At 71.2% G+C, this 23,490-nt stretch carries 20 protein-coding genes and 1 tRNA gene; 10 read left to right on the top strand and 11 right to left on the bottom strand.

Annotated elements, in window-relative coordinates:
* Positions 1-3: 3 nt before the first annotated feature.
* The 3 genes from ACQEWB_RS09345 to ACQEWB_RS09335 form a co-directional block, all read right to left on the bottom strand.
* Positions 4-2,151 carry an AGE family epimerase/isomerase gene (locus ACQEWB_RS09345; protein WP_432828975.1) on the bottom strand — a complete coding sequence of 716 codons (2,148 nt, stop codon included), beginning with the start codon at positions 2,149-2,151 and terminating at the stop codon, positions 4-6.
* 4 nt (positions 2,152-2,155) lie between these two features.
* Positions 2,156-4,267 (bottom strand): glycogen debranching protein GlgX, encoded by a 2,112-nt coding sequence (glgX, locus tag ACQEWB_RS09340; protein ID WP_432828973.1) that lies wholly within the window; start codon positions 4,265-4,267, stop codon positions 2,156-2,158.
* 292 nt (positions 4,268-4,559) lie between these two features.
* Positions 4,560-4,647, bottom strand: a tRNA-Leu gene (locus ACQEWB_RS09335).
* Positions 4,648-4,835: 188 nt separating this feature from the next.
* Here ACQEWB_RS09335 and ACQEWB_RS09330 point away from each other — a divergent pair.
* The 3 genes from ACQEWB_RS09330 (at position 4,836) to ACQEWB_RS09320 (ending at position 7,587) form a co-directional block, all read left to right on the top strand.
* Positions 4,836-6,161: a M20/M25/M40 family metallo-hydrolase gene (locus tag ACQEWB_RS09330; protein ID WP_432828971.1), complete on the top strand. Its 1,326-nt coding sequence runs from the start codon at positions 4,836-4,838 to the stop codon at positions 6,159-6,161.
* 136 nt (positions 6,162-6,297) lie between these two features.
* A complete protein-coding gene (chpH, locus tag ACQEWB_RS09325) occupies positions 6,298-6,531 on the top strand; it encodes a chaplin ChpH (protein WP_200700911.1) in 234 nt (77 codons plus the stop codon).
* Positions 6,532-6,687: 156 nt separating this feature from the next.
* A complete protein-coding gene (locus ACQEWB_RS09320) occupies positions 6,688-7,587 on the top strand; it encodes a chaplin family protein (protein WP_432828968.1) in 900 nt (299 codons plus the stop codon).
* A gap of 80 nt (positions 7,588-7,667) precedes the next feature.
* Here the strand turns inward: ACQEWB_RS09320 and ACQEWB_RS09315 are convergent, their stop codons facing one another.
* The gene (locus ACQEWB_RS09315) at positions 7,668-7,856 is read right to left on the bottom strand and encodes a DUF5703 family protein (RefSeq protein WP_007380901.1); all 189 of its coding nucleotides are present in this window, start codon (positions 7,854-7,856) and stop codon (positions 7,668-7,670) included.
* A 47-nt stretch (positions 7,857-7,903) separates the two neighbouring features.
* Between ACQEWB_RS09315 and ACQEWB_RS09310 the strand changes: the two genes are divergently transcribed.
* Positions 7,904-8,587, top strand: a complete 684-nt coding sequence (locus ACQEWB_RS09310; RefSeq protein WP_432828965.1) for a hypothetical protein — start codon at positions 7,904-7,906, stop codon at positions 8,585-8,587.
* A gap of 67 nt (positions 8,588-8,654) precedes the next feature.
* Here ACQEWB_RS09310 and ACQEWB_RS09305 read toward each other — a convergent pair whose 3' ends face one another.
* A complete protein-coding gene (locus tag ACQEWB_RS09305; RefSeq protein ID WP_432828963.1) occupies positions 8,655-10,676 on the bottom strand; it encodes a helix-hairpin-helix domain-containing protein in 2,022 nt (673 codons plus the stop codon).
* Between the two features lie 439 nt (positions 10,677-11,115).
* The gene (locus tag ACQEWB_RS09300) at positions 11,116-12,102 is read right to left on the bottom strand and encodes an aldo/keto reductase (RefSeq protein ID WP_432828961.1); all 987 of its coding nucleotides are present in this window, start codon (positions 12,100-12,102) and stop codon (positions 11,116-11,118) included.
* A 115-nt stretch (positions 12,103-12,217) separates the two neighbouring features.
* Here ACQEWB_RS09300 and ACQEWB_RS09295 point away from each other — a divergent pair, with 115 nt between their 5' ends.
* Positions 12,218-13,273, top strand: coding sequence for an LLM class F420-dependent oxidoreductase (locus tag ACQEWB_RS09295; RefSeq protein WP_432828959.1), 1,056 nt, complete (start codon positions 12,218-12,220; stop codon positions 13,271-13,273).
* A gap of 246 nt (positions 13,274-13,519) precedes the next feature.
* A complete protein-coding gene (locus ACQEWB_RS09290) occupies positions 13,520-14,308 on the top strand; it encodes a ferritin-like domain-containing protein (RefSeq protein ID WP_432828957.1) in 789 nt (262 codons plus the stop codon).
* Positions 14,309-14,315: 7 nt separating this feature from the next.
* On the opposite strand, the gene ACQEWB_RS09285 is transcribed toward ACQEWB_RS09290, so the two are convergent.
* Entirely contained in the window at positions 14,316-15,314 is a 999-nt protein-coding gene (locus ACQEWB_RS09285) for a magnesium and cobalt transport protein CorA (protein ID WP_432828955.1), read from the bottom strand.
* A gap of 62 nt (positions 15,315-15,376) precedes the next feature.
* Between ACQEWB_RS09285 and ACQEWB_RS09280 the strand changes: the two genes are divergently transcribed.
* From ACQEWB_RS09280 to mshC, 4 genes are all read left to right on the top strand, one after another.
* Complete coding sequence (locus tag ACQEWB_RS09280) at positions 15,377-16,063, top strand: histidine phosphatase family protein (protein ID WP_432828953.1); 687 nt, start codon at positions 15,377-15,379, stop codon at positions 16,061-16,063.
* A gap of 67 nt (positions 16,064-16,130) precedes the next feature.
* Complete coding sequence (locus ACQEWB_RS09275; RefSeq protein ID WP_432828951.1) at positions 16,131-16,721, top strand: DUF3090 domain-containing protein; 591 nt, start codon at positions 16,131-16,133, stop codon at positions 16,719-16,721.
* Entirely contained in the window at positions 16,685-17,506 is an 822-nt protein-coding gene (locus tag ACQEWB_RS09270; protein ID WP_432828949.1) for an SCO1664 family protein, read from the top strand. The genes ACQEWB_RS09275 and ACQEWB_RS09270 overlap by 37 nt, the downstream gene beginning before the upstream one ends.
* A gap of 94 nt (positions 17,507-17,600) precedes the next feature.
* Positions 17,601-18,830, top strand: a complete 1,230-nt coding sequence (mshC, locus tag ACQEWB_RS09265) for a cysteine--1-D-myo-inosityl 2-amino-2-deoxy-alpha-D-glucopyranoside ligase (protein ID WP_432828947.1) — start codon at positions 17,601-17,603, stop codon at positions 18,828-18,830.
* A gap of 66 nt (positions 18,831-18,896) precedes the next feature.
* Here the strand turns inward: mshC and ACQEWB_RS09260 are convergent, their stop codons facing one another.
* From ACQEWB_RS09260 to ACQEWB_RS09245, 4 genes are all read right to left on the bottom strand, one after another.
* Complete coding sequence (locus ACQEWB_RS09260) at positions 18,897-19,454, bottom strand: hypothetical protein (protein WP_432828945.1); 558 nt, start codon at positions 19,452-19,454, stop codon at positions 18,897-18,899.
* 68 nt (positions 19,455-19,522) lie between these two features.
* On the bottom strand, positions 19,523-21,244 hold the full coding sequence (locus tag ACQEWB_RS09255) for a S8 family peptidase (protein WP_432828943.1): 1,722 nt from the start codon (positions 21,242-21,244) through the stop codon (positions 19,523-19,525).
* A gap of 236 nt (positions 21,245-21,480) precedes the next feature.
* Positions 21,481-22,491, bottom strand: coding sequence for a PAC2 family protein (locus tag ACQEWB_RS09250; RefSeq protein ID WP_432828941.1), 1,011 nt, complete (start codon positions 22,489-22,491; stop codon positions 21,481-21,483).
* 239 nt (positions 22,492-22,730) lie between these two features.
* Positions 22,731-23,402: a FadR/GntR family transcriptional regulator gene (locus ACQEWB_RS09245; RefSeq protein ID WP_432828939.1), complete on the bottom strand. Its 672-nt coding sequence runs from the start codon at positions 23,400-23,402 to the stop codon at positions 22,731-22,733.
* Positions 23,403-23,490 lie beyond the last annotated feature (88 nt).

Below are 23,490 nucleotides of genomic sequence, written 5' to 3'. Positions count from 1 at the left end.
GGTTCAGTCCTCCTCGCCCTCTAGCAGGAAGGCGTCGGTGGCAAGCAGGGCTTCGCGGACCTCCGGCAGGACATGGCCGACGACGACGAAGTCGACGTCCAGACCCGCCTTGGTGCGCTGCACGAGCAGTTCGTTGACCGCGGGCCGGCACATCTCGGTGACCTCGGACAGATGGAACTCCACCCGCCGCGGCCCCGCGGCCATCACCTCGCCGAGCACCCGGCGGAACTTGTCCAGCTCGCCGCCGTCGACCGCGCCGCCGCAGCGGACGTGCGCGGTGCCGCCGTCGAACTCGCTGCGCATCCGCAGCCGCATCTGCACGGGCTCCAGCTCGACCCGCACCCGCACCGGCCCGTCGCTCTCGGGGAGCCGCACGGTCAGCTGCTTCGCGTCGAAGTGGTGGTGTTCACGGCCGTCGACCCACACCCGGGTCAGCTCCACCGAACCCGGCGGCAGCAGATCGGGCGCCACCCTCAGCTCCCGCCCGGGCAGGTCGTCCGGGCGCGGGCGGAAGTGCAGGGTGAGCGGTTCGTGACTGATCAGCAGCCCGGTGTACGCGGCCGCCAGGTAGCACAGTTCCAGTGAGTGGTAGCCGGCCATGGCGTGCGAGCCCTTGAGCCGCTCGGTGCCCACCAGGTACGGGATGCCGTCGGCCAGCACGTTGAAGTAGACCCCGCCGTCCTGGTGGTCCAGGAAGAAGGCGTTGTAGAAGGAGGCGGCCTCGCGCGCGAGCCGCAGCGACTCGGGGTCGTCCCCCGTCCCGGCCAGGATCAGATAGGCGAGGATCGCCTGCTCCTGCTGCCACCAGGCCTTGCGGTCGTGCCACACCATCCGGTGGATGCCGCTGTCCGCGTCGGCCCGCCGTTCCACCACGTCGTACCAGCCGCCGCGCTGCTGGTCGCTGCCGACCGGCGGCATGATCTCGCCGATCCGCCGGGCGGCCTCGGCGTACTCCTGCTTGTCGTGCAGCGCGCGGATCCGGGTCAGGTTCCAGGCGATCTTCAGGTTGTGCCCGACGACGGCCCGGTCCTGCTGCCAGCCCCAGGTGCGGTCCGGGCTCCAGTCCTCGTGGAAGCGCTCCTGTACGAAGGGGCTGTCCGGCTCGTCCGGGAAGCGGGCCACGATGGTGTCGGCCGTCTCCTCCAGGAGCTCCGCGAAGTCCTCGCGGCCGGTGGCCAGATATGCGTTGATCAGATAGGCGGGGGCGTGGTCGCCCACGGAATTCCAGTTCTTGCGGGAGCGGTTGCGGCCCAGGGCGTCGTCGCAGGGGCTGAGGTTGATCGGGTCGATGTGCGAGAAGAAGCCCCCGCGCTCCTCATCACGGAAGTACCGCTGGAACAGCGCGACCGTGCGGTCGATGTCGTCCAGGATCCGCGGGTCGCCGGTGATCCGGTACGTCTGGGTCGGGCCGGCCAGCGCGTAGATCTGCTCGTACATCGGGATCGCGTCGAAGTCGTCGCCGAACTCCGAGGCGTACACCTTGCGCCGCCCGGTCGGCGTGATGTCCATGCCGTGGTACCAGTAGACGATCCCGTCCTGCTTGTCGTCGACGCGCATGTACTGCCGTAAGTACTCGGTCCCGCTCTCGGCCGCGTCCAGGAACCGGTCCTCGCCGGTCAGCAGGTACGCCGTCGAAAGGCCGTACACCAGCCGGGAGATGGTGTCGGTCTCCTGCCGCACGTTCTCACCCGCGTGCTCCGGCAGATGCGCGCCGTCGAGGGTGAGGTGGGTGCGGTAGTTGCGCCAGTCGAACTTGCCGTCCGGGAACTGGCCGCGCAGATAGAAGTCGGCGATAGCGGCGGCCTGCCGCACCCACCAGTCGGGGTGCTCGAAGACGTAGTGGCCGCGGCTCTCCTCGGGGAAGGTGATCTCCTTCGCCTCGAAGCGCGAGCCGCCCTCCCACTCGTAGAAGATCCCGTACGCGAACAGGAAGCGCCCGGTGCCCAGCATGTCCCGGGTGCGGGAGGTGGTGTCCTGGTAGGGGTCGCCCAGGTTGCGGACGATGCGGGAGACGACGTTGCGGGCGAGATGCACGGTGAACTCGCGGCCGTCGGAGGTGCGCAGCCCGAACCGGTGCTGGGTGGGGCTGTGGTACGTCACGTATCCCGCGAGGGTGTCGGAGAGGATTCGGCGATCGGTGGTGGCACTCATCTCGTCAGGTGCCCTTCTCGTCGGGTAGGGCCACGAGCAGGACGACACTGCGGCCATGGGCGTGGAAGACGTCCCCGTCGACGGCTTCCTCGGTGCCGGGGGCCAGCAGGTCGTGCGGCCCGGTGCAGGCGGTGTCCAGGACCCGGGACCAGCGGTGGCCGTCGATCGGCGGCAGCTCGAAGTCCAGGCCCAGGTGGTACATGTTCAGGATCAGATGGAGGTCGGGGTCGCCGTCGAAGCCGGCCAGGGTGCAGGCCAGCACCCGGGCGTCCGCGTGGTCCCAGCCGGGGCACAGCAGCTTGGTGCCGTGCCAGGTGACGTCGGCCTGGCCCCGCTCGTTGCGCCGCTCGGTGAAGAAGCGGGCCTGGCGGAAGGTCCCGAAACGCTTGCGCAGCCCGATGACCCGCTCGGTGAAGGAACGTATCTCCGTCTCCTTCTCCGCCTGGTTCCAGTCCAGCCAGGACGTCTCGTTGTCCTGGCAGTAGGCGTTGTTGTTGCCCTGCTGGCTGTTGCGGAACTCGTCCCCGGCGAGCAGCATCGGGACGCCCCGGCTGAGCATCAGGACCGACAGGAGGTTCTTGATCTGCCGGATCCTGAGCCGCTCGACCTCCTCGGAGTCCGTGGGGCCCTCGACCCCGCAGTTCCAGCTGAAGTTCTCGTGCGCGCCGTCCGCGTCGGACTCGCCGTTGGCGTGGTTGTGCTTGTGCTGGTACGACACCAGGTCGTTGAGCGTGAAGCCGTCGTGACAGGTCACGAAGTTGATGCTGTTGGTCGGCAGCACCTGCTGCGGATAGAACAGGTCGGCCGAGCCGCCCAGCCGGGAGGCGATCTCCCCGACCAGACCGGCGTCCCCGCGCACGAACCGCCGTACGTCGTCCCGGAACGGCCCGTTCCACTGCGCCCAGCGCTTCCCCGGGAACCGGCCCACCTGGTACAGCCCGCCGCCGTCCCACGGCTCCGCGATGATCTTCGTCTCGGCGAGCACCTGCGACAGCTCGATCGCCCACAGCGCGGGCGGTACGGCCATCTCGTACCCCATCGGCCCCCGCGACATCTCGGAGGCGAGGTCGAAGCGGAAGCCGTCGACGTGGTGCTCGGTGACCCAATACTCCAGGCACTCCAGGATGAACTTGGTGACCATCGGGTGGTTGGCGTTCACCGCGTTCCCGCAGCCCGTGAAGTCCATGTAGTGGCTGCGGTCCTGCGGCCACAGGTGGTAGTACGCGTCGTTGGCCATCCCGCGGAAGCTGATCGTCGGCCCGAACTCGTTGCCCTCGCTGGTGTGGTTGAAGACCACGTCGAGGATGACCTCGATGCCCGCCCGGTGCAGCGCCTTGACCATGTCGCGGAACTCGGTGATGTGACCGGCGAGATGGGGCTCGGCGCAGTAGCCGGTGTGCGGGGCGAAGAAGCCGTACGGGTCGTAGCCCCAGTAGTTGTGCAGCGGGGTGCCGTCCGGGCCGGCGCGCAGGATCTGCGTCTCGTCGAAGTCGAAGACGGGCAGCAGCTCCACGGCCGTGATGCCGAGCCGCTGGAGCTCCGGGATCTTCTCGACCACCGCGGAGAAGGTGCCGGGGTGGGCGGTCCGCGAGGTCGGGGAGGCGGTCAGGCCGCGGACGTGCGCCTCGTAGATGATCGTGTCCGCCATCGGCGTGCGTAACGGGCGGTCGCCCTCCCAGTCGTAGTCGTCGAGGTCGACGACCAGGGAGCGCATGCAGTGCTCCACGTTGTCCCCGCCGCCGATCGCGTGCGTGCGGTCCCAGCAGCTGTTGATGTTGGCCCGCGCGTACGGGTCGAGGAGCACCTTGCGGTGGTTGAAGCGGGCCCCGGAGTGGTGCGTGTTGCGCGGGCCGTCGATCCGGTACGCGTACACCTGGCCCGGGCCGAGGCCGGCCACATGGCAGTGCCAGAAGTGGAAGCTGCGGTGCCGCTCGGGATGGAGCCGCACCACCCGGGACGGCAGGGGCGCGTCGCAGCGGTCGAAGAGCAGGAGGTCGACCCGTGTCGCGTGCTCGGAGAAGACCGAGAAGTTCACGCCGTCGGCGTCGACGGTGGCGCCCAGCGGCTGCGGGCGCCCCGGGGTGACTCTCGAGCCGGCCTCCGGCCGACGCTCCATCGTCAGGCTTCCCTGGGTCCTCACTGAGCTTCACCCCTTGCCACCTGGGAGTCACTGGCTGCGAACCAGTCAACAAGCCTTGTAAGGTAGAGTCAAGTGAATTGTAAATCCGGAAGCCTGTGCGAAGCCCGGCGTACGCCGGAGCACATACGGGGAGCTGGGGCTTCGCCGGATCGCGGGGAATCTTGCGGAACCTGACCGGGGACGGTCATCGGCGGCGGGTTGTGGACAAGCCGGGCCGCTTGGATACGACGAAGCCCCCCGGCCGATGATCGGCCGAGGGGCTTCTACTTGGTGTCCGAGGGGGGACTTGAACCCCCACGCCCGATAAAGGGCACTAGCACCTCAAGCTAGCGCGTCTGCCATTCCGCCACCCGGACAAGGTGTCTGTCGTGCGGGGTTTCCCCCGCGGCGACGAAGGAAACACTACCAGGCTTTGGACGGGCCCCTGGTCACCCCCTGTGTCCGCGTGAACGGCATGTGACGAGGGACGCCCGGTCTTGGGGTGCGGCCCGGGTCGGAGGGAGGATGAGGGGAACCACCAGCAGTGACAGCGGGAGGAAGCAGCGTGAGCGACACGGACACGGCCAGGGCCGTAAGCGGCGAGGACGAGGTCGTGGACCTCTGCCGCGACCTGATCCGGATCGACACCAGCAACTACGGCGACCACTCGGGTCCGGGTGAGCGCGCGGCGGCCGAGTGGGTCGCCGGGAAGCTCGCCGAGGTGGGGCTCGAACCGGAGATCTTCGAGTCGCATCCGGGGCGCGCGTCCACGGTCGCCCGCATCGAGGGCGAGGACCCGTCCCGGCCCGCGCTCCTCATCCACGGCCACCTGGACGTCGTACCGGCCAACGCGGACGACTGGACGCACCACCCCTTCTCGGGCGAGGTCGCGGACGGATGCGTGTGGGGGCGCGGGGCCGTCGACATGAAGGACATGGACGCGATGACGCTGGCGGTCGTGCGTGACCGGCTGCGCAGCGGCCGGAAGCCGCCGCGGGACATCGTCCTGGCGTTCCTCGCCGACGAGGAGGCGGGCGGCACGTACGGCGCCCGGCACCTCGTAGACAACCACCGGCAGCTCTTCGACGGCGTGACCGAGGCCATCAGCGAGGTCGGCGGGTTCTCCTTCACGGTGAACGAGCAGCGCAGGCTGTACCTGATCCAGACGGCCGAGAAGGGCATGCACTGGATGAAGCTGACCGTGGCCGGCACCGCCGGACACGGCTCGATGATCCACCGGGACAACGCCATCACCGAGCTGTCCGAGGCCGTCGCCCGGCTCGGCCGGCACAGGTTCCCGGTGCGGGTGACCAAGACCACCCGGGCCTTCCTCGACGAACTCGGCGACGCGCTCGGCACCGAGCTCGACCCGGAGGACATGGAGGGCACCCTCGCCCGCCTCGGCGGCATCGCCAAGCTCATCGGCGCGACCCTCAGCAACACGGCCAACCCGACGCAGCTGGGCGCCGGTTACAAGGTCAACGTCATCCCGGGCGAGGCCACCGCGCACGTCGACGGGCGCTTCCTGCCCGGGTACGAGGAGGAGTTCCTCGCCGACATCGACAAGATCCTCGGCCCGAAGGTGAAGCGCGAGGACGTGCACGCCGACAAGGCCGTCGAGACGACCTTCGACGGGGCGCTGGTCGACGCGATGCAGTCCGCGCTGCTCGCCGAGGACCCGGCCGCCAAGGCGATCCCGTACATGCTCTCCGGCGGCACGGACGCCAAGTCCTTCGACGACCTCGGCATCCGCGGCTTCGGCTTCGCGCCGCTCAAGCTGCCGCCGGAGCTGGACTTCGCGGGCATGTTCCACGGTGTCGACGAGCGGGTGCCGGTCGACGGCCTGAAGTTCGGCGTGCGCGTTCTCGACCGCTTCATCGACGCTTCGTGACCTCCGAAATCGCCTGCGTGTGCAGAACTGACTGAGAAGAGTGAATGCGCTCATAAGCTCGTAGCTCCATTACTCCCTCCTCGTTACAGGTGATGCGATCCGCTACTTGGGATCGCATTGCCAACAAGGAGGAATAATGATCAAGAAGGTCGTCGCTGCTGCGGCTGCCACTGGTGGTCTGGTTCTCGCGGGTGCGGGCCTGGCCGTCGCCGACGCCGGTGCCCAGGGTGCCGCGGTGCACTCCCCGGGTGTCGCGTCCGGCAACGTCATCCAGGTTCCGGTTCACGTCCCGGTGAACGTCTGCGGCAACACGGTCTCCGTGATCGGGCTGCTGAACCCCGCCTTCGGCAACACCTGCATCAACAAGTGACGTCGACCCGCTGAGGGTTGTTCGTTTCACGCCCGTCGGCTCCGGAGCGCGTCCCATGCGCTCCGGGGCCGACCGGCCTTTTCGTGAGACTCCGGGATTCCGCGGGGGTCTTCGCGTGATTTCAGGTCAGGGATCGAAGGCAGGGGGGAATTCACAATGCGACAGGTCACCCGCAAGGGGCTGATGACCGTGGCGGCGGCGACCGGCGTGATCGCCGCCGCGGGCGGCTACGCCCACGCCGACTCCGGGGCGAGCGGCTCGACTTCGGACTCGCCCGGCGTGCTGTCGGGCAACACGGTGCAGGCGCCGGTGCACGCGCCGGTCAACGCCTGCGGCAACACGGTCAACGTGGTCGGGGTGCTCAACCCGGCGGTCGGCAACTCCTGCGCCAACCACGGCGGCTCGTCGTCCGGCGGACACGGCGGACATGGCGGATACGGCGACTCCGGTGGTCACGGCCACTCGGGCTCGGGGGGTTCGTCGGCGGGCGGGCACGCGAGTGACTCGCCCGGTGTCGGTTCGGGCAACCATGTCGAGGCCCCGATCGACGTGCCGGTGAACGTGTGCGGCAACACCGTCGACGTGGTCGGCGTCGGGAACTCCACCACGGGCAACGACTGCGCCAACGGCGGCGGTTCCGGGAGCGGTTCCGGGGGCGGACACAGCACGCCTCCGGGGGGCGGTCACACCACGCCTCCGGGCGGTGGCCACACCACGCCTCCCGGTGGTGGTCACGAGACGCCGCCTGGGAACCCCGGGCAGCCGGGCCACCCGGGCGAGCCCGGCAATCCGGGTACCCCGGGTAATCCCGGCACCCCCGGCACCCCGGGTAGCCCCACGGAGCCCGGTCACCCCGGCACTCCGGGTACGCCGTCCTCCCCGGGCGGCTCCTCGCACGCCAACCAGCCGGGTGCCCAGTCGGTCACCGCGCCCCAGGGCACCGCGCAGCTCGCGCACACCGGCAGCGACCTGCCGCTGGGCCTGACGCTCCCGGTGGGCGCCGGGGCGCTGCTCGCGGGCGTGGTCCTGTACCGCAAGGCGCGCGCGTCGGCGTAGCGCCTGCCGGACGCGTCACGGAGCGGGCCCCGCCTCGGCGGGGCCCGCTCCGTTTCCGTCTTCTGCGTCGCCGCCCCCGCTCACCACGTGGCGCGCACCTGGCGGATGATCCGCCGGCGCAACCGCACCCTGCGGCTGCCGTCGCGCATCAGACTGAGGCGGTCCAACTCCCAGTGTCCGTACTCGGCATGGTCCGTCAGCAGGCGTGTGGCGTCCTTGCGGGAGACCCCGCGCGGTACGTACACGTCGACAAATTCGTATTCCGGCATCGCATCTATTGTGCGGGCTGGGGCCCGGTACGGATAGCGTCTGCACTATGTCTGATGCTGCGCAGCCCACCGCTGCCGAGGTACGCGCCGCCGCCGAGGCGGTCAAGACCGCGCTCGACCGCCACCTGGCCGCGGTCGAACGCCGGTCGGGGGAGGACGACCCGGCCGTCTACGAGGCGTTCAACCAGCTGGCGGCGGCCGCCGAGGCGTACGACGAGCTGCTGTTCCACACCCACCAGGAGGTCACGCCGTTCGACATCCCGGCCACCGTGCCGCCGTACACCGGTCCCGAGCCGGAGGCGATCAGCGTGCTGATCCGCCAGGACTACACCGTGGCGGAACCGCAGCGGCTGCTGGCGCAGGCGGAGCGGATCCAGGTCGCGGAGGGTGGCGACGGGGTCGCTGCGCGTGCCGACGAGGATCTTGACGTCGCGCAGGCCCTGGAGCTGGTGTTCGGCGAGTTCGAGGCGGACGAGATCGCTTCGCGGCACAAGGAGTTCGGGCTGGCGGAAGGGGACTCGACGCTCTGGGTCACGCGGCTCGAGGAGGTTCCGGAGCCGGGGGAGTGGCTGGACGCGCCGTTCGAGCAGCCGGACCAGGATCAGGTGATTTGCCGGTTCGAGGCGAGTACGTCGTTTGCCGACGGGGTCGACGACGAGTTCGAGGACGAGCTTGACGTGGTGGAGCTGGACGGGGACGAGGAGTTGGAGCCGCTTGACGTTGATCGTTGATCGTTGAGCGGTGACGAGGGCGGCGGTGCGGGGTTCGGGCCCGGGCCGCCGCCCTCGTGTGTGCGCGTCAGCTTGTCGTGGGCAGTTGGGTTGCCAGGAGGACGGGCAGGCGGGTTGTGCGGGGCTTGGGAGGGATTTCCGATACCGCCCGTTGCAGGGCCTGGTCCGCTCCATGGACCACGGACAGGTGGCGGTCTGCTCGGCTGAAGGCCGTGTAGACCCAGGGACGGGTCAGGGACTGCGCCGTGTCTCCCGGCAGGACCACGACCACCGCCGGCCAGCGGTTGCCCGTTGCCTGGTGGGCCGTGAGGGCCCAGCCGTGGCGTACGGACTGCTCCACCCGCTCTTTCGGTACGACTACGGGGGCGCCCGCGCAGGACAGGTGCAGCCCCTCCGTGTCGGCCTTCACCACGTGGCCGGGGACGGTGCGGCCGGGAGTGGGGGAGTAGGCGATGCGATCGCCGGGGTCGAAGCCGGCGAAGCGGCCCGGGCCGGGGTTGAGACGGTCCTTGAGGGCGGTGTTGAGGGCTCGGGTGCCCGCGGCGCCGCCGTGGGCCGGGGTGATCACCTGGGTCTGGTCGGCGGGGACGCCGATCGCCCTCGGGACCGAGTCGGCGACCAGCTGGACGGTGCGGTGCACGGCCTCGCCCGCGTCCCGGACCGGCACGATCACGACCTCCTTGCCGGGGGCCTCGACCTGGTTCAGCTCGCCGATGCCGATGCCGGAGACCAGCTCGCCGAGGGGGCCGAGGTCGGGCAACCGGGAGGCGACCTGGGGGCAGATGCGGGCCGCGAGCAGATCGGCGAACACCCGACCGGGGCCGGCCGACCACAGCACCGCGGGGTCCCCGGCCAGCACCAGGCGGGCCCCGTCGCGCAGCGACTCGACGAGCAACGCCGCCGTCTCGACGTCCAGTTGAGACGCGTCGAGGACGACGAGGAGGTCCAGGTCCAGCGCGCCGTCGGCGTCGCGCCCGGGGCCTTCGGCGCCGGAGAGCAGGCCGGCGACCGTGGCGGTGTGGCCCGTGGGGGTGGAGCCGGAGTCGTCGGGCGCGGGAGTCTCCTGGCTGTCCTCGCACCGTGCCGCGAAGCGGTCGCGGCCGGCCGGGGTGTGCGTCGCCGCCCAGGCGCGGAGGCCGAGGGCCGTGGCCGCTCGGAGGAGCGTCGCCGGTTCGGCCAGGGATGCCTCGCCGCCCGTGTGGAGGGCCAGGCCATGGCCCGCGACCACGCGGATCAGTTCGGCCGTGGAGCCCTTCGTCCGCGCCGCCGCCCGCTCCCACTCCTCCGCCGAACCGTCCTCCTTCGGGACCGAGTTGACCAGGCGGGCCAGTCCGTCGGCGAGGCTCTCCTCCGCGAGGGCGTACCGCTCCAGGCCGACCAGGATCCGCACCGGCCGTTCCTCGGCCTCGCCCTCCTCGTCCGCCTCGGGCTGGGGTGCACGCGGGTCTAGCGCGTCCTGGAAGACCAGCGCCTCGCCCTCCGCGACGGTGCTCTGCACCGCGGACTCGGCGTCCGGCACGCCGCGCCCGCCCAACGCCGCGGTGAGTGTCGGCATCTCCAGGGCCGTGTGTCCGGCGAGGGCCGCCTGCTCCAGGAGCCAGCCCGTGAGCGCGCGGCCCCGACGCTCGTCGTCCGGCCCGACCTCGCCGCCCAGCAGCGCACGCGCGAAGCCGTCGGCCTGCTCGGGCCGTACACCGCCGACGCGCAGCAGCTGCCAGGGGTCCTCGCGAAGCTCTTCGTCCGCGCCCTCGCCGAGGGCGGCGGCGACCTGCGGGGCGAGCGTGTCCGGGGCGCCGCCGTCGGCCAGCACACGCCGGACCGCGTCGACGGCGTCCGCGGCGGGGGCCACCGGCGCGGCCGTCTCGGGCGCCGGCTGCGGCCGCCGTACCGGCTCGGGAGCGGGTCGGCGGGCGGTGGGCGCCGACTCGCCGAACGCGGTCGCCGTGGGCTTCGCGCCGCCCTCCACGGCCCGCACCGCGGCGAGCAGATCGGCGGCCGTCCCGCTCAGCTTCGCCCCGCTCTCGATGGGCCCCTTCTTCTCGGCCTTCCGCCGCTCGATCCGCTCCCGCTCGACCTGCTGAGCCGCCAACTCGGCCTCGGCCTCGGACCGCTGCCCGGCAGCCGTGCCTTCCCCGCCCGGGCTCTCGCCGCCACCCCCGGGACCTCACCTCCGGAGCCCGCGGCCTCACTCGCGGAGTCCGCGCTTGCATCCTGGGCGTCACCCGCGGAGTCCGGGCTCACGGCCTCGGCCCCCGCACGTTCCCCACCGCCGCTCGTACCCGAGGCGCTCGCGGTCCCATCGTCGCTCGCCGCGGACTCGGCTCCGCCGCCTGCCGCCACGATCGCCGCCCCGTCGCCACCCTCGGCCGCCGCGGTCGGGTCTCCGGCCGCCCCGCCGGTCGCGTCGGCTCCGTCGGCGTCCGCGCCCTTCCCGGCCCCCTGGCCCGCAGTCGGCTCCCCGGCGGCAGCCCCCGTCGCCGCGCCCGGCGGCCCCGGTTCCGTCGTCTCCGTGGTCTCGGGCTCCGTGCTCACAGCGTGCTCCAGTCGTGATCGGGATAGCGGTGCACCGGCGCCGACACATCGTCGAGCGCGCGGCAGATCTCGTCAGGAAGACTAAGGGCCTCCACTGACAAAGCCGCCGTGAGCTGCTGCGCGTTGCGCGGACCGATCACCGGCGCGGCCACGCCGGGGCGGTCGCGGATCCAGGCGAGGGCGACCTGGAGGGGTGTCACGGCGAGTCCGTCCGCCGCCGTCTGCACCGCGTCGACGATGCGGCTCGCCGTGTCGTCGAGATACGGCGCGACGAACGGGGCCAGGTGCTCGGAGGCGCCGCGCGAGTCGGCGGGCCGGGCGTCGCCCCGGTACTTGGCGGTCAGTACTCCGCGGCCCAAGGGGGAGGACGGGAGCATGCCGATGCCCGCGTCCAGGGCCGCCGGCAGCACCTCGCGTTCCACGCCCCGCTGGAGCAGCGAGTACTCCATCTGCGTGCTGGCGAGGCGGGTCCGGGTGCCCGGAGCCGCCAGCTGCCAGGTCGCGGCCTTCGCGAGCTGCCAGCCGCAGAAGTTGGAGACCCCGGCATAGCGGGCACGTCCGCTGCCGACCGCCAGGTCGAGGGCCTGGAGCGTCTCGTCGAGCGGGGTGTACGGGTCGTAGGCGTGGACGTGCCAGACGTCCACGTAGTCCGTGCCGAGGCGGGCCAGCGAGGCGTCCAGCGCGGAGAGCAGGTGCCCGCGCGAGCCGTCGAAGCGGCGGTCCGGATCCGGCACGCTGCCCGCCTTGGTGGAGATCACCAGGTCCCGGCGCGGGACCAGCCCTTCTATGAGACGTCCGAGCAGGTACTCGGCCTCCCCGTCGCCGTACACGTCCGCCGTGTCGACGAGGCTCCCGCCCGCCTCCCAGAACGTCTTCAAGAGGTCCGCGGCGTCGTGCTCGTCGGTGTCCCTGCCCCAGGTGAGCGTGCCGAGTCCGATACGGGACACACGAAGGCCGGTACGGCCGAGATGCCTCTGCTCCATGAACGCCGACACTACTGGCCTGAACCTGTGGTGTGGGGGCCTGTGGACAAGCAGTTTCCACAGGTTAGGGTCTGCGCAACAGGGACGACGTTACTGATCGGTAAGGGGAACGGCCATGCAGCTCGGGATCAACCTCGGCTACTGGGGCGCCGGAATGGACGCGGACAACCTGGAGGTCGCCAAGGAGGCCGACCGCCTGGGCTACTCCGTCTGCTGGGCCGCCGAGGCCTACGGCTCGGACGCGGCCACCGTACTCACCTGGGTCGCCGCCCAGACCGAGCGCATCGACGTCGGTTCGGCCATCTTCCAGATCCCGGCCCGCCAGCCCGCGATGACCGCGATGACCGCCGCCACCCTCGACTCGCTCTCCGGCGGCCGCTTCCGCCTCGGCCTCGGCGTCTCCGGACCGCAGGTCTCCGAGGGCTGGTACGGCGTCAAGTTCGACAAGCCGCTGGCACGCACGCGTGAGTACGTCGAGATCATCCGCAAGGCGATGACCCGCGAACGTCTTTCGTACGACGGTCAGCACTGGACGCTGCCGCTGCCCGGCGGCCCCGGCAAGCCGCTCAAGCTGACCGTGCACCCGGAGCGCGAGCACATCCCGCTGTACATCGCCGCGATCGGCCCGAAGAACCTCGAGCAGACCGGTGAGATCGCCGACGGCGCCCTGCTGATCTTCCCCTCCGCCGCGCACCTGGAGGAGACCACGCTCAAGTACCTCCGTGCGGGCCGTGAGAAGGCCGGGAAGACCATGGAGGGCTTCGACGTCCACCCGACCCTGCCGCTCGCCCTCGGCGAGGACAAGGACGTGGCCACGCTCGCCGACGCGTTCCGCCCGTACACCGCGCTGTACGTCGGCGGCATGGGCAGTGCCAAGCAGAACTTCTACAACCAGCTCGCCCAGCGCATGGGCTTCGAGGCGGCCGCCGCCGAGGTCCAGGAGAAGTACCTGTCCGGCGACAAGCAGGGCGCCGCGGCCGCGATCCCGCACGACCTGATCGACCAGACCACGCTGCTCGGTTCCGTCGACCGCATCGCGGACCGGATGAACGAGTACGCGGCGGCCGGGGTGACGAGCCTGTCCCTCAACCCGGCAGGCTTCACCCTGGAGGAGCGGATCGCCTCGCTCCGGGCCGGGGTCGAGGCGCTGGAGCGCGCCGGTCTCGCGTAACACCGGCGACAGGAAGAGCAGAGATCTTCCGCGGCCGTGGTGGGGGCTCGGGGGTCTTCCCCGCCACGGCCGTCACAGGGAACAACGCCTGCGCGCGCATGCGGTTACGCTCCCGAAGTGACCCCACGGGTCCTCCTTTTGGCGGAGTTGTCCGACACAGCTGTTGCAGCACCTCTGGCGCCGCATTTGACTCGTGCTTTGCGGATTGCTGCGGAATCCGGCGAGGCCTGCAGAGAGGTGCCCACGATGCTTTCGGCCAAGAGTCTGTTCACGGAGATCCTCGACGACGACGAGTCCTTCGCCCTGTTCTGCTCCATCGCGGCCAGCGGGGAGTCGCAGGGTGGCTGGGAGAACGCGCGGATCGCCGCGCTCGTACCGGAGAGCGAACGCGCGCTCGCCCCCAAGATCACCCGGCACGGTGCCGACGAGGACAAACACGGGCGGATCTTCAACGCGCTGATGAGGAAGCGCGGTCTGGAACCCGTCCCCGTCCCGCCCGAGACCGACTACACGATGCTCCTGGAGCGGCAGGGCATCGGACTCGCCCACGAGAAGCTCAAGGGCGAACAGCCGCTCACCGTGCAGGACGTCGTCACCTACCTCTCCCACAGCCGGGTCACCGAACAGCGCGCCTCGGAAGAGATGGACCTGCTCCGCAAGCACTTCGCCGACCACGCCGACATCGGCCGCGCAGTCCGGATGATCTCGAACGACGAGGACAACCACCTCGCCTACTGCCACGAGGAGTTGCTGCGCTTCGCGGCCGCCGGCCACGGCCGCGCCATCCAGCGCACGCTCCGAGAGTGCGCGCTCGCCGAGATCCGCGTCTACCGGGACGTCAGCCTCGCCGTCATGGCCCACATGGGCCGCATCCTCGGCTGGTCCGGGGCCAAGTCGGCCACGCTCGCGGCAGGCATCCACGCCGTCTACGCGTACGAGCGGTTGGCCGGCTGGCGGCGCATGGTGAGCCTCAGGATGCCCGAGCGCCGCGACGCGCTCGGCGGACCGGCGAGCGCCGCCCCCGAGTTCGCCTGAGCGGTCCCTACAGCCAGCCCCGGCGCTTGAACTGCCGGTACAGCAGCACCTCCAGGGCGGCCATCGCCAGGATCACCGCCGGGTAGGACCACAGCCAGTGCAGCTCCGGCATGTGGTCGAAGTTCATGCCGTAGATCCCCGCGAGCATCGTGGGGATCGCGGCCATGGCCGCCCACGCGGAGATCTTCCGCATGTCGTCGTTCTGCCGGACGCTCATCTGCGCGAGATGCGCCGACAGCACGTCCGAGACCAGCCGGTCCAGGCCCTCCACGGACTCGTTCACGCGCGTGAGGTGGTCGCTGACGTCCCGGAAGAAGGGCTGTGCCTTCTCGTGCACGAAGGGCACCCGAACGCCGAACACCCCCCCGCCCGCCAGCCGGGCCAGCGGCTGCGCGAGCGGACCGGTGGCCCGGCGGAACTCCAGGATCTGCCGCTTGAAGGCGTAGATGCGGGACGCGGTGTGCCGCGAGCCCCCGCCGGACGGCGAGAACACCTCCGCCTCCAGCTCCTCCAGGTCGATGCCCAGTTCGTGCGCCACCTCGACGTAGTGGTCGACCACGGCGTCGGCGATCGAGTACAGGACGGCGGTGGGGCCGTGCCGGAGCATCTCCGGCTCCTCCTCCAGGCGATGCCGTACGGCGGCCAGCGGGGCCTCCTCGCCGTGCCGCACCGTCACCACGAACGAGTCGCCGACGAACACCATGACCTCGCCCGAGGTGACGATGTCGCTCTTCGCCTCGTACCCGACCGGCTTGATCACCATGAACAGCGAGTCGTCGTACACCTCCAGCTTGGGGCGCTGATGCGCGGTGAGGGCGTCCTCGACGGCCAGCGGATGCAGTCCGAACTCGTCCGTGACCCGGCCGAACTCCTTCTCCGTGGGCTCGTACAACCCGATCCAGACGAAGGCGTCGCGCCCGCGGCGGCACTGCGCGAGCGCGACGGAGAGGTCCGCGGGTCCGTCCTCGCGGCGCCCGTCGCGGTAGATGGCGCAGTCGACGATCACGCTGCGTATTCTCCCGCCGCACACCCGTGGGCGCACCTGTTCGTGCGCCTACCCTTGGCCGCATGCCCACGCTGATCCTGGTCCGGCACGGACGTTCGACCGCCAACACCGAGGGGCTGCTCGCCGGGTGGACGCCCGGGGTCGCCCTGGACGAACGCGGCGCCGCACAGGCCGCCGCGCTGCCCGGGCGGCTCGCCGAGCTGCCGATCTCCGAAGTCGTCACCAGCCCGCTCCAGCGCTGTCAGGAGACGGTACGGCCGCTGCTGGAGGCCCGCCCGCAGCTCACCGCCCACACCGAGGAGCGGATCGGGGAGGCCCACTACGGCGACTGGTCCGGCCGCAAGCTCGCCGAGCTCCAGGACGAGCCGCTGATGCAGGTCGTCCAGGCGCACCCGTCGGCCGCCGCCTTCCCCGGCGGAGAGTCGATGCGCGCGATGCAGACCCGGGCCGCCGAGGCCGTACGAGAATGGAACGCGCGCGTGGAGCGCGACCACGGCGCCGACGCCGTCTACCTCATGTGCTCGCACGGAGACATCATCAAGTCGCTCGTCGCGGACGCACTCGGACTTCATCTCGACCTCTTCCAGAGGATTTCCGTTGAACCGTGTTCCATCACCGCGATCCGCTACACACGCCTGAGGCCGTTTCTCGTACGCCTCGGTGACACGGGTGACTTCACGTCCCTGGTGCCGCGCGAGGACCCCCCGGCCCAGGACGCCACGGTCGGGGGCGGTGCGGGCGCACCGTGATCGTCGGGCGCAGTAGGGTGAAGCGGTCGCAGTAGCCGCAGCCATCCACGACTCCAGGAGACAGGACGTGTCCCGTCAGGTGTTCCTCTACGACCCTCCGGACCGCTTCGTGGCCGGCACGGTCGGGCTGCCCGGACGCCGTACGTTCTTCCTCCAGGCCATCGCGGGCTCCCGGGTGACCAGCGTGGCCCTGGAGAAGACCCAGGTCGCCGCCCTCGCCGAACGCATGGAAGAGCTGCTCGACGAGGTCGTACGGCGCAGTGGCGGCAACGCCGCCGTGCCGGCCGTGGCCCCCAGCGAGATCTCCGACAGCGCCCCGTTGGACACCCCCGTCGAGGAGGAGTTCCGGGTCGGCACCATGGCGCTGGCCTGGGACGGCGAGGAACAGCGCATGATCGTGGAGGCGCAGGCCCTCGTGGAGCTCGACGCCGACTCCGAGGAGGACCTCGCGGAGGCCGAGGAGCGGCTGCTCCAGGACGAGGAGAACGGGCCCCCGATGCTGCGGGTCCGGCTGACCGGCGCGCAGGCGAGAGCCTTCGCCAAGCGCGCCCTCGACGTCGTCAACGCCGGACGGCCGCCGTGCCCGCTGTGCAGCCTCCCGCTCGACCCGGAAGGACACGTATGTCCGCGCCAGAACGGATACCGCCGCGGAGCGTGACCACGGCCGAGCTGCTCACCCGGGGTGAGCTCACCGTCCGCGGACAGATCCGGGACGCCTCCAACGCGGTGCTGTACTGCGCCGTCACGCACGAGGGCGAGGAGCTCGCCTGCGTCTACAAGCCGGTGCGCGGCGAGCGGCCGCTCTGGGACTTCCCGGACGGCACCCTCGCCCAGCGCGAGGTCGCCGCGTACGAGGTGTCCGAGGCGACCGGCTGGGGTCTGGTGCCGCCCACGGTGCTGCGCGACGGGCCGTTCGGCGAGGGCATGGTCCAGCTGTGGATCGAGGGCGAGCCGGGCGAGGGCGACGGGCTGCTGGCCCTGGTGGACGGCGAGGAGCCCGAGGAGGGCTGGAAGGCGATCGGCCTCGCGGAGGTGGGGGAGGGGAAGACCGCCCTGCTGGTGCACGCGGACGACGAGCGCCTGAGGCGGCTGGCCGTCCTGGACGCGGTCATCAACAACGCCGACCGCAAGGGCGGTCATCTGCTGCCCGCAGGCGACCGGCTGTACGGCATCGACCACGGAGTGACCTTCAACACCGAGAACAAGCTGCGGACCCTGCTGTGGGGCTGGGCCGGGGAGCCGCTGACACCGGAGGCGGTCGACGTCCTCAAGGGCCTCCGGGAAGCCCTCGGGGCCTCCGGAACACTGGCCGAGCGGCTGTCCGCGCTGATCACCGGCGCGGAACTCGACGCCACGCGCGCGCGTGTCGCCGTACTCCTGGAGACCGGGAGGCATCCGGAGCCGAGCGGGGAGTGGCCGGCCATTCCCTGGCCGCCCGTGTAGGACCACACTGGCCGGTAGTGCGCAAGACCGCCTTACCGGCCATCCGGCCCGGTCCGGTTCGTATACGGAACATCCGTCCGGTTAGGCTCATGACATGCATGCCTGGCCCGCTTCCGAGGTCCCCGCCCTGCCTGGTCAGGGCCGCGACCTGAGGATCCACGACACCGCGACCGGTGGTCTGGTCTCCCTGGACCCCGGTCCCGTCGCCCGTATCTACGTCTGCGGCATCACGCCGTACGACGCGACCCACATGGGTCACGCGGCGACCTACAACGCGTTCGACCTCGTTCAGCGCGTGTGGCTCGACACCAAGCGGCAGGTTCACTACGTCCAGAACGTCACCGACGTCGACGACCCGCTCCTGGAGCGGGCGCACCGGGACGGCGTCGACTGGGTCGCTCTCGCCGAGCAGGAGACCGCCCTCTTCCGCGAGGACATGACCGCCCTGCGGATGCTGCCGCCGCGGCACTACATAGGCGCGGTCGAGGCGATACCCGGCATCGTGCCGCTCGTCGAGCGCCTCCGGGACGCGGGCGCCGCCTACGAACTCGAAGGGGACATTTACTTCTCCGTCGAGTCCGACCCCGACTTCGGCAGGGTCTCCGGCCTCGACACGGCCGCCATGCGGCTGCTGTCCGCCGAGCGCGGCGGCGACCCGGACCGTCCGGGCAAGAAGAACCCGCTCGACCCGATGCTGTGGATGGCCGCCCGCGAGGGCGAGCCCAGCTGGGACGGCGCCTCGCTCGGGCGCGGCCGCCCCGGCTGGCACATCGAGTGCGTCGCCATCGCCCTGGACCACCTCGGCATGACCTTCGACGTACAGGGCGGCGGCTCCGACCTCGCCTTCCCGCACCACGAGATGGGCGCCTCCCACGCCCAGGTGCTGACCGGCGAGTTCCCCATGGCCAAGGCCTATGTGCACGCCGGCATGGTCGCCCTGGACGGCGAGAAGATGTCCAAGTCCAGGGGCAACCTCGTCTTCGTCTCCAAGCTGCGTTACGACGGTGTCGACCCGGCCGCGATCCGGCTGGCGTTGCTCGCCCACCACTACCGGGCCGACTGGGAGTGGACCGACCAGGTGCTGGCCGACGCCGAGGCCCGCCTCGGCCGCTGGCGTGCCGCCGTCTCGCGCCCCGACGGGCCGCCCGCCGAGTCCCTCGTCGAGGAGCTCCGCGAGGCCCTCGCCAACGACCTGGACGCCCCGGCCGCGCTCGCCGCGGTCGACCGCTGGGCGGCCCGCCAGGACGCCGAGGGCGGTACGGACATCGGCGCACCCGGTGTCGTATCGCGTGCTGTGGACGCTCTGTTGGGCGTGGCGCTGTAGACCGAGTCACCAGAAGGGCGCCTCCTCCCCGCGGAAGGAAGCGCCCTTCGTGTCATCCGGTGCCGGTCAGATCCTGCGCACCTGGATGCTGCGCAGGATGTTCGGGGAGCCCGAGTCCCAGATGCCGACGACCTGGTGGCCGAAGGCGAAGGCCTCCTGGACCTGGTCGTGGGTCTGGGCGTTCGGGTTGGCGAAGATCCTGAACTGCCCCTGGATGCGCAGCGCGATCAGGCTGGGCTGCCCCGGCAGCGGCTGCACGACGTCGATGTAGCCGTCCGCGATGCCGGCCTGGAACACCTGCTGCTGGACCTGCTGCTGGACGTGCTGCACGGCCGCCTGCGCGATCTGGTGGAGCTGCTGCTGCACCTGCTGCTCGACCTGCTGTTGCTGGCCCTGCTGCTGGCCGTAGCCCTGCTGCTGGCCGAGCTGCTGCAACAGCTGCTGGAAGGGCTGCTGCTGACCGAGCTGCTGGAGCTGCTCCAGCGAGCCGATGCCCATCCCCATGGGCTGCTGCTGGCCGAACGGGTTCTGCTGGTACGGCTGGTACTGCTGGTACGGCGACGTGCTCGGGTACTGCTGGCCCTGCTGTTGTCCCAGTTGGCTCATCTGCGGGGTGGTGCTCATATCGGTGTCACCTTCCCTTGATGGAGACCGTGCATTGATGGATCGATGGATCGTTTCTTCGCGATACGTCAGCCCGTGACGACCAGGCCGACGATCTCGTCGTCCGAGAACCAGACCCGGACGTCGGGCCGTCCGCCCGCGAAGGCGGAGTGCACCGCCTGGCGGATCTCGGGGGACGGGTGGTTGAGGTTCCGCCAGCCGCCGGCCACGAACAGCCTCAGGCGTGGCGGGAGTTCACGGGGGTACGGCAGCAGTTCGTCCCAGTACTTCTCGGCCCGGCCCGAACCGACCGCCTGCGGCAGCAGCCGGGTCACCGCCGCCTTGATGTCGGGCCGGCTGCCGATCCGCTGCGAGGCGGGCCGGCCCGGCGCGTCCTGCTGCGGGGAACCCGTGGCCCGCAGCACCGCGCGGGCCCGCTCCGGGGACATCGGCTGCTGGGCCGCCGCCTTGAGCATGCCCTGGAGCGCGGCCAGCGCGCCGACCACCACCGGGGACGCGGAGGAGGTACCGGAGAAGGTGTCCGTGTACCAGGTGATCTCCTCGGGGCCGCCCTGCAGATCGCCCGGCCGGTCCCAGAAGCCGCCGGTCGTCGTGACCTCGCGCCCCCAGCCCTGGGCGTCGAGCCGGGCGCCGTAGTTGGAGAAGGAGAGCCTCGACCGGTCCGGGCCGTGGTCGCGGCCGTGGGTGCCGGGCGGCGGTGCGCCCGCGCCGACCAGGACCGCGCCGGAGGACTCGTTGGAGGGGTTGAAGGGGTTGCGCCACGACTCGGGGAACCCGTCGGGGCGGCGCTCGTAGACCGCGTCGTCCAGCGACTCGCCGCCGTTGCCGGCCGCCTCGACGACGAGGACGCCCTTGGCGGTGGCGTACCGGACGGCCGCGAAGTCGTCCGGCCACCACTCGACCGCCACATAGCCGCGCTGGTCGTCGCGCTCCGCGTACTCGAACCGCGGTCCGGGGCGGTGGAGTTCGACCAGTACGACGTCGCCGGGGCCGAGCCGGTCGGCCGCCGCGAGGATCGCGGCCGCGGTGCCGATGCCCTGGAAGGACGCGGCGGCGGTCACCGCCTCCGGCACGATGCCGTTCACGCCGTACTCGCCCGGGTCGCCGCCGATCACGCCGATCACCGCGGTGCCGTGGTTGCGCCAGGCCAGGTCGGTCAGCGGGGTGCCGACCACGACGCCGGCCAGCTTGGCGGCCAGGTCCTCGTGGCCCAGCTGCCAGGCGCCCTCGACGTCGATGACCGTCACCCCCTGACCCGTCCCACCGGGGCGCTGCCATGCCCAGTGGGCGTCGATCCCCTCGGGCGCCGGCCGCAGATAGCCCTGGCGGCCGCTGAAGTCGGGCGTGACCGGGGCCCCCTCCTTGAGCCGGCCGCTCTCCTCCGCCAAAGACGCGGGTACGGCACCCGGCTTGATGTACGCCGTCTCGATGCCCGGCAGCGCCGCGATCCGCGAACGCAGCTCCTCGGCCCGGCTCTCGCCGCCGCGCACCCGGTAGAACAGCGCCAGGTCGGGCACGTTCGCCTCGCCCGGCGCGGCGGACTGCTGCAGCCGCTCCTCGCTGCCGAACAGCGGCTGGAGCGCGAGCTGTTCGTCGCTGAGGAACATGTTGAGGGCCGACACGTCCGCACCCGCGGCCGAGCGGACGCCCTCGGTCTGGGCGCGCAGCCGGGCCTCCGGCCGGGCGACGACGATCAGCTCCTGCTCGGCCCCTCGATAGGTGAATCCCGCTCCGTCGGGCCCGGGCCCGGACGTTCCCGGCCCTTGCTCCGGCTGTACCTGGTCGCTCATCGGTACCGCTCCCCTCGGTCCGTGCGGGTGGCCGTCGGTGCACAACCAAGCACTCCGAGGGCGGCCCGTAAACCCCGTCTTCGCCAACTCGGTTTGGAAACAAGTTGAATTGGGTAACGTGTGCAATCCGTCCGGAAGCAGATGTCACGCCCCAAACCGGCCAAACACCATTGGGGCGAGCGCAACAGGAAGGGGCGGTGCGCCTGATGCGCACCGCCCCTTCTCCGCGTCTCCGGTCAGTCCTCCGACGAGTCCTCGTCGTCCGAGCCCGGCCTGTCGTCCGCGTCCGTCCCCGGCTTCGGCGGCTTCGGCGGTTTCGTACGGCCGCTGGGGCCGTCCCGCAGATACGACGAGCTGTCGCTGCCGTCCGCCGTCGCGTGCCCGCCCGGCCCGGCCGGGCCCGTCCCGCCGTCCCGGCGCCGCAGATACCGCTCGAACTCACGCGCGATCGCCTCGCCCGAGGCCTCCGGCAGCTCCGCGGTGTCCCGGGCCTCCTCCAGCGTCTGGACGTACTCGGCGACCTCGGTGTCCTCGGCGGCCAGCTGGTCCACGCCGACCTGCCAGGCGCGCGCGTCCTCGGGCAGCTCGCCCAGCGGGATGCGCACGTCGATCAGGTCCTCGAGGCGGTTGAGCAGCGCCAGCGTCGCCTTCGGGTTCGGCGGCTGCGACACGTAGTGCGGTACGGCCGCCCACAGGCTGACCGCGGGCACGCCCGCGTGCGTGCAGGCCTCCTGGAGGACGCCGACGATGCCCGTGGGGCCCTCGTACTTGGTCTCCTCCAGGTCCATCCGCTGGGCCAGGTCCGCGTCGGACGTGGTCCCGCTGATCGGGACCGGACGCGTGTGCGGGGTGTCGCCGAGCAGGGCGCCCAGGATGACCACCAGCTCCACGCCCAGCTCGTGGGCGAAGCCGAGCAGCTCGTTGCAGAACGAGCGCCACCGCATGGACGGCTCGATACCTCGGACGAGTACCAGGTCGCGCGGCTTCTCGCCGCCGATCCGGACCACCGACAACCTTGTCGTCGGCCACGTGATCTTGCGCACGTTGCCGTCCATCCACACCGTGGGGCGGTTCACCTGGAAGTCGTAGTAGTCCTCGGCGTCCAGCGCCGCGAACACCTCGCCCTTCCATTCCCTGTCCAGATGCGCGACCGCGGTGGAGGCGGCGTCGCCGGCATCGTTCCAGCCCTCGAACGCGGCCACCATGACCGGGTCGATCAGCTCGGGAACCCCCTCGAGCTCGATCACCCAGGCCTCCTTCCGACGTGCCCTCGCTTGACCACCCAACCTTACGGCGTGCGGCGGGGGCGCCCGCAGCCCCCTTGCACGGGGGAGTGAACGGAACCCTGCCCCGAACGCCACCCCGGGACACCCCCCTGCCCGGGCAGGTCAGACGACCAGGAGAGATCCGACGTCCGACAGTTCCCCGACACCGGGCCTGCCCGGCGCCCTTTCACCCACCCGGGTGGCGGCGTTCGGATCCCGCGTCACAGACTCGCCCTGAGCCACTGCTCCACGCTCGCGATGTGCACCGTCGCCCACGACCGAGCCGCCTCCGCGTCGCGGTCCCTGAGGGCGGCCAGGATCGCGCGGTGTTCGCGCAGGGTGCGGCTGACCGCGTCCTCCTGGGTGAGGCCGCGCCAGATGCGGGCCCGGGTGGTCGGGCCCGACAGGCCGTCGAGGAGGGAGCAGAGCACGGAATTTCCTGAGCTCTGCACGATTCCCCGGTGGAAGTCGAGGTCGCAGGCGACCAGCTCCTCCACCGACGGCGCCTCGCCCAGTCTGTCCAATTGGGCCGACAGCGCGTCCAGTTGTTGCTCGCTGATGCGCGAGGCCGCCATCGCCGTCGCGGCCGGCTCCAGGATCCGGCGCACGGCCAGGAACTCCAGCACCGTGTCGTCACGGTGGAAGTCGACGACGAAGCTCAGCGCCTCCAGCAGGAGTTGCGGATCCAGGCTCGTCACATACGTGCCGTCGCCCTGCCGCACGTCCAGGATCCGGATCAGCGACAGGGCGCGCACCGCCTCCCGCAGGGAGTTGCGCGAGAGCCCGAGCTCGGAGGCGAGTTCGCTCTCCTTGGGCAGCCGGTCGCCCGGCCGCAGCGCGCCGGAGACGATCATGCCCTTGATCTTCTCGATCGCCTCGTCGGTGACTGCCATGACCGGCCTCCCTGTGGTTCCGCACCGCTCCCGCAACACCGTTCCCGCACGTCCGAGGAGACGTCCGATGTCTTACGCCATTATGGGG

This window comes from Streptomyces sp. CA-249302 (assembly GCF_050936785.1).
Classification (GTDB): Bacteria; Actinomycetota; Actinomycetes; order Streptomycetales; family Streptomycetaceae; genus Streptomyces.
The sequence above is the reverse complement of the archived record's forward strand: the minus strand, read 5'-3'. Positions and strand labels throughout refer to the sequence as shown.

Bases quoted from the DNA above. Each gene is read 5' to 3' on its own strand.
- ACQEWB_RS09310 (WP_432828965.1), top strand. From the start codon at position 7,904: ATGTCTGATGCTGCGCAGCCCACCGCTGCCGAGGTACGCGCCGCCGCC.
- ACQEWB_RS09345 (WP_432828975.1), bottom strand. From the start codon at position 2,151: ATGAGTGCCACCACCGATCGCCGAATCCTCTCCGACACCCTCGCGGGA.
- ACQEWB_RS09320 (WP_432828968.1), top strand. From the start codon at position 6,688: ATGCGACAGGTCACCCGCAAGGGGCTGATGACCGTGGCGGCGGCGACC.
- ACQEWB_RS09290 (WP_432828957.1), top strand. From the start codon at position 13,520: ATGCTTTCGGCCAAGAGTCTGTTCACGGAGATCCTCGACGACGACGAG.
- ACQEWB_RS09315 (WP_007380901.1), bottom strand. From the start codon at position 7,856: ATGCCGGAATACGAATTTGTCGACGTGTACGTACCGCGCGGGGTCTCC.
- ACQEWB_RS09255 (WP_432828943.1), bottom strand. From the start codon at position 21,244: ATGAGCGACCAGGTACAGCCGGAGCAAGGGCCGGGAACGTCCGGGCCC.
- ACQEWB_RS09280 (WP_432828953.1), top strand. From the start codon at position 15,377: ATGCCCACGCTGATCCTGGTCCGGCACGGACGTTCGACCGCCAACACC.
- mshC (WP_432828947.1), top strand. From the start codon at position 17,601: ATGCATGCCTGGCCCGCTTCCGAGGTCCCCGCCCTGCCTGGTCAGGGC.
- chpH (WP_200700911.1), top strand. From the start codon at position 6,298: ATGATCAAGAAGGTCGTCGCTGCTGCGGCTGCCACTGGTGGTCTGGTT.
- ACQEWB_RS09300 (WP_432828961.1), bottom strand. From the start codon at position 12,102: ATGGAGCAGAGGCATCTCGGCCGTACCGGCCTTCGTGTGTCCCGTATC.
- ACQEWB_RS09260 (WP_432828945.1), bottom strand. From the start codon at position 19,454: ATGAGCACCACCCCGCAGATGAGCCAACTGGGACAACAGCAGGGCCAG.
- glgX (WP_432828973.1), bottom strand. From the start codon at position 4,267: ATGGAGCGTCGGCCGGAGGCCGGCTCGAGAGTCACCCCGGGGCGCCCG.
- ACQEWB_RS09295 (WP_432828959.1), top strand. From the start codon at position 12,218: ATGCAGCTCGGGATCAACCTCGGCTACTGGGGCGCCGGAATGGACGCG.
- ACQEWB_RS09270 (WP_432828949.1), top strand. From the start codon at position 16,685: ATGTCCGCGCCAGAACGGATACCGCCGCGGAGCGTGACCACGGCCGAG.
- ACQEWB_RS09245 (WP_432828939.1), bottom strand. From the start codon at position 23,402: ATGGCAGTCACCGACGAGGCGATCGAGAAGATCAAGGGCATGATCGTC.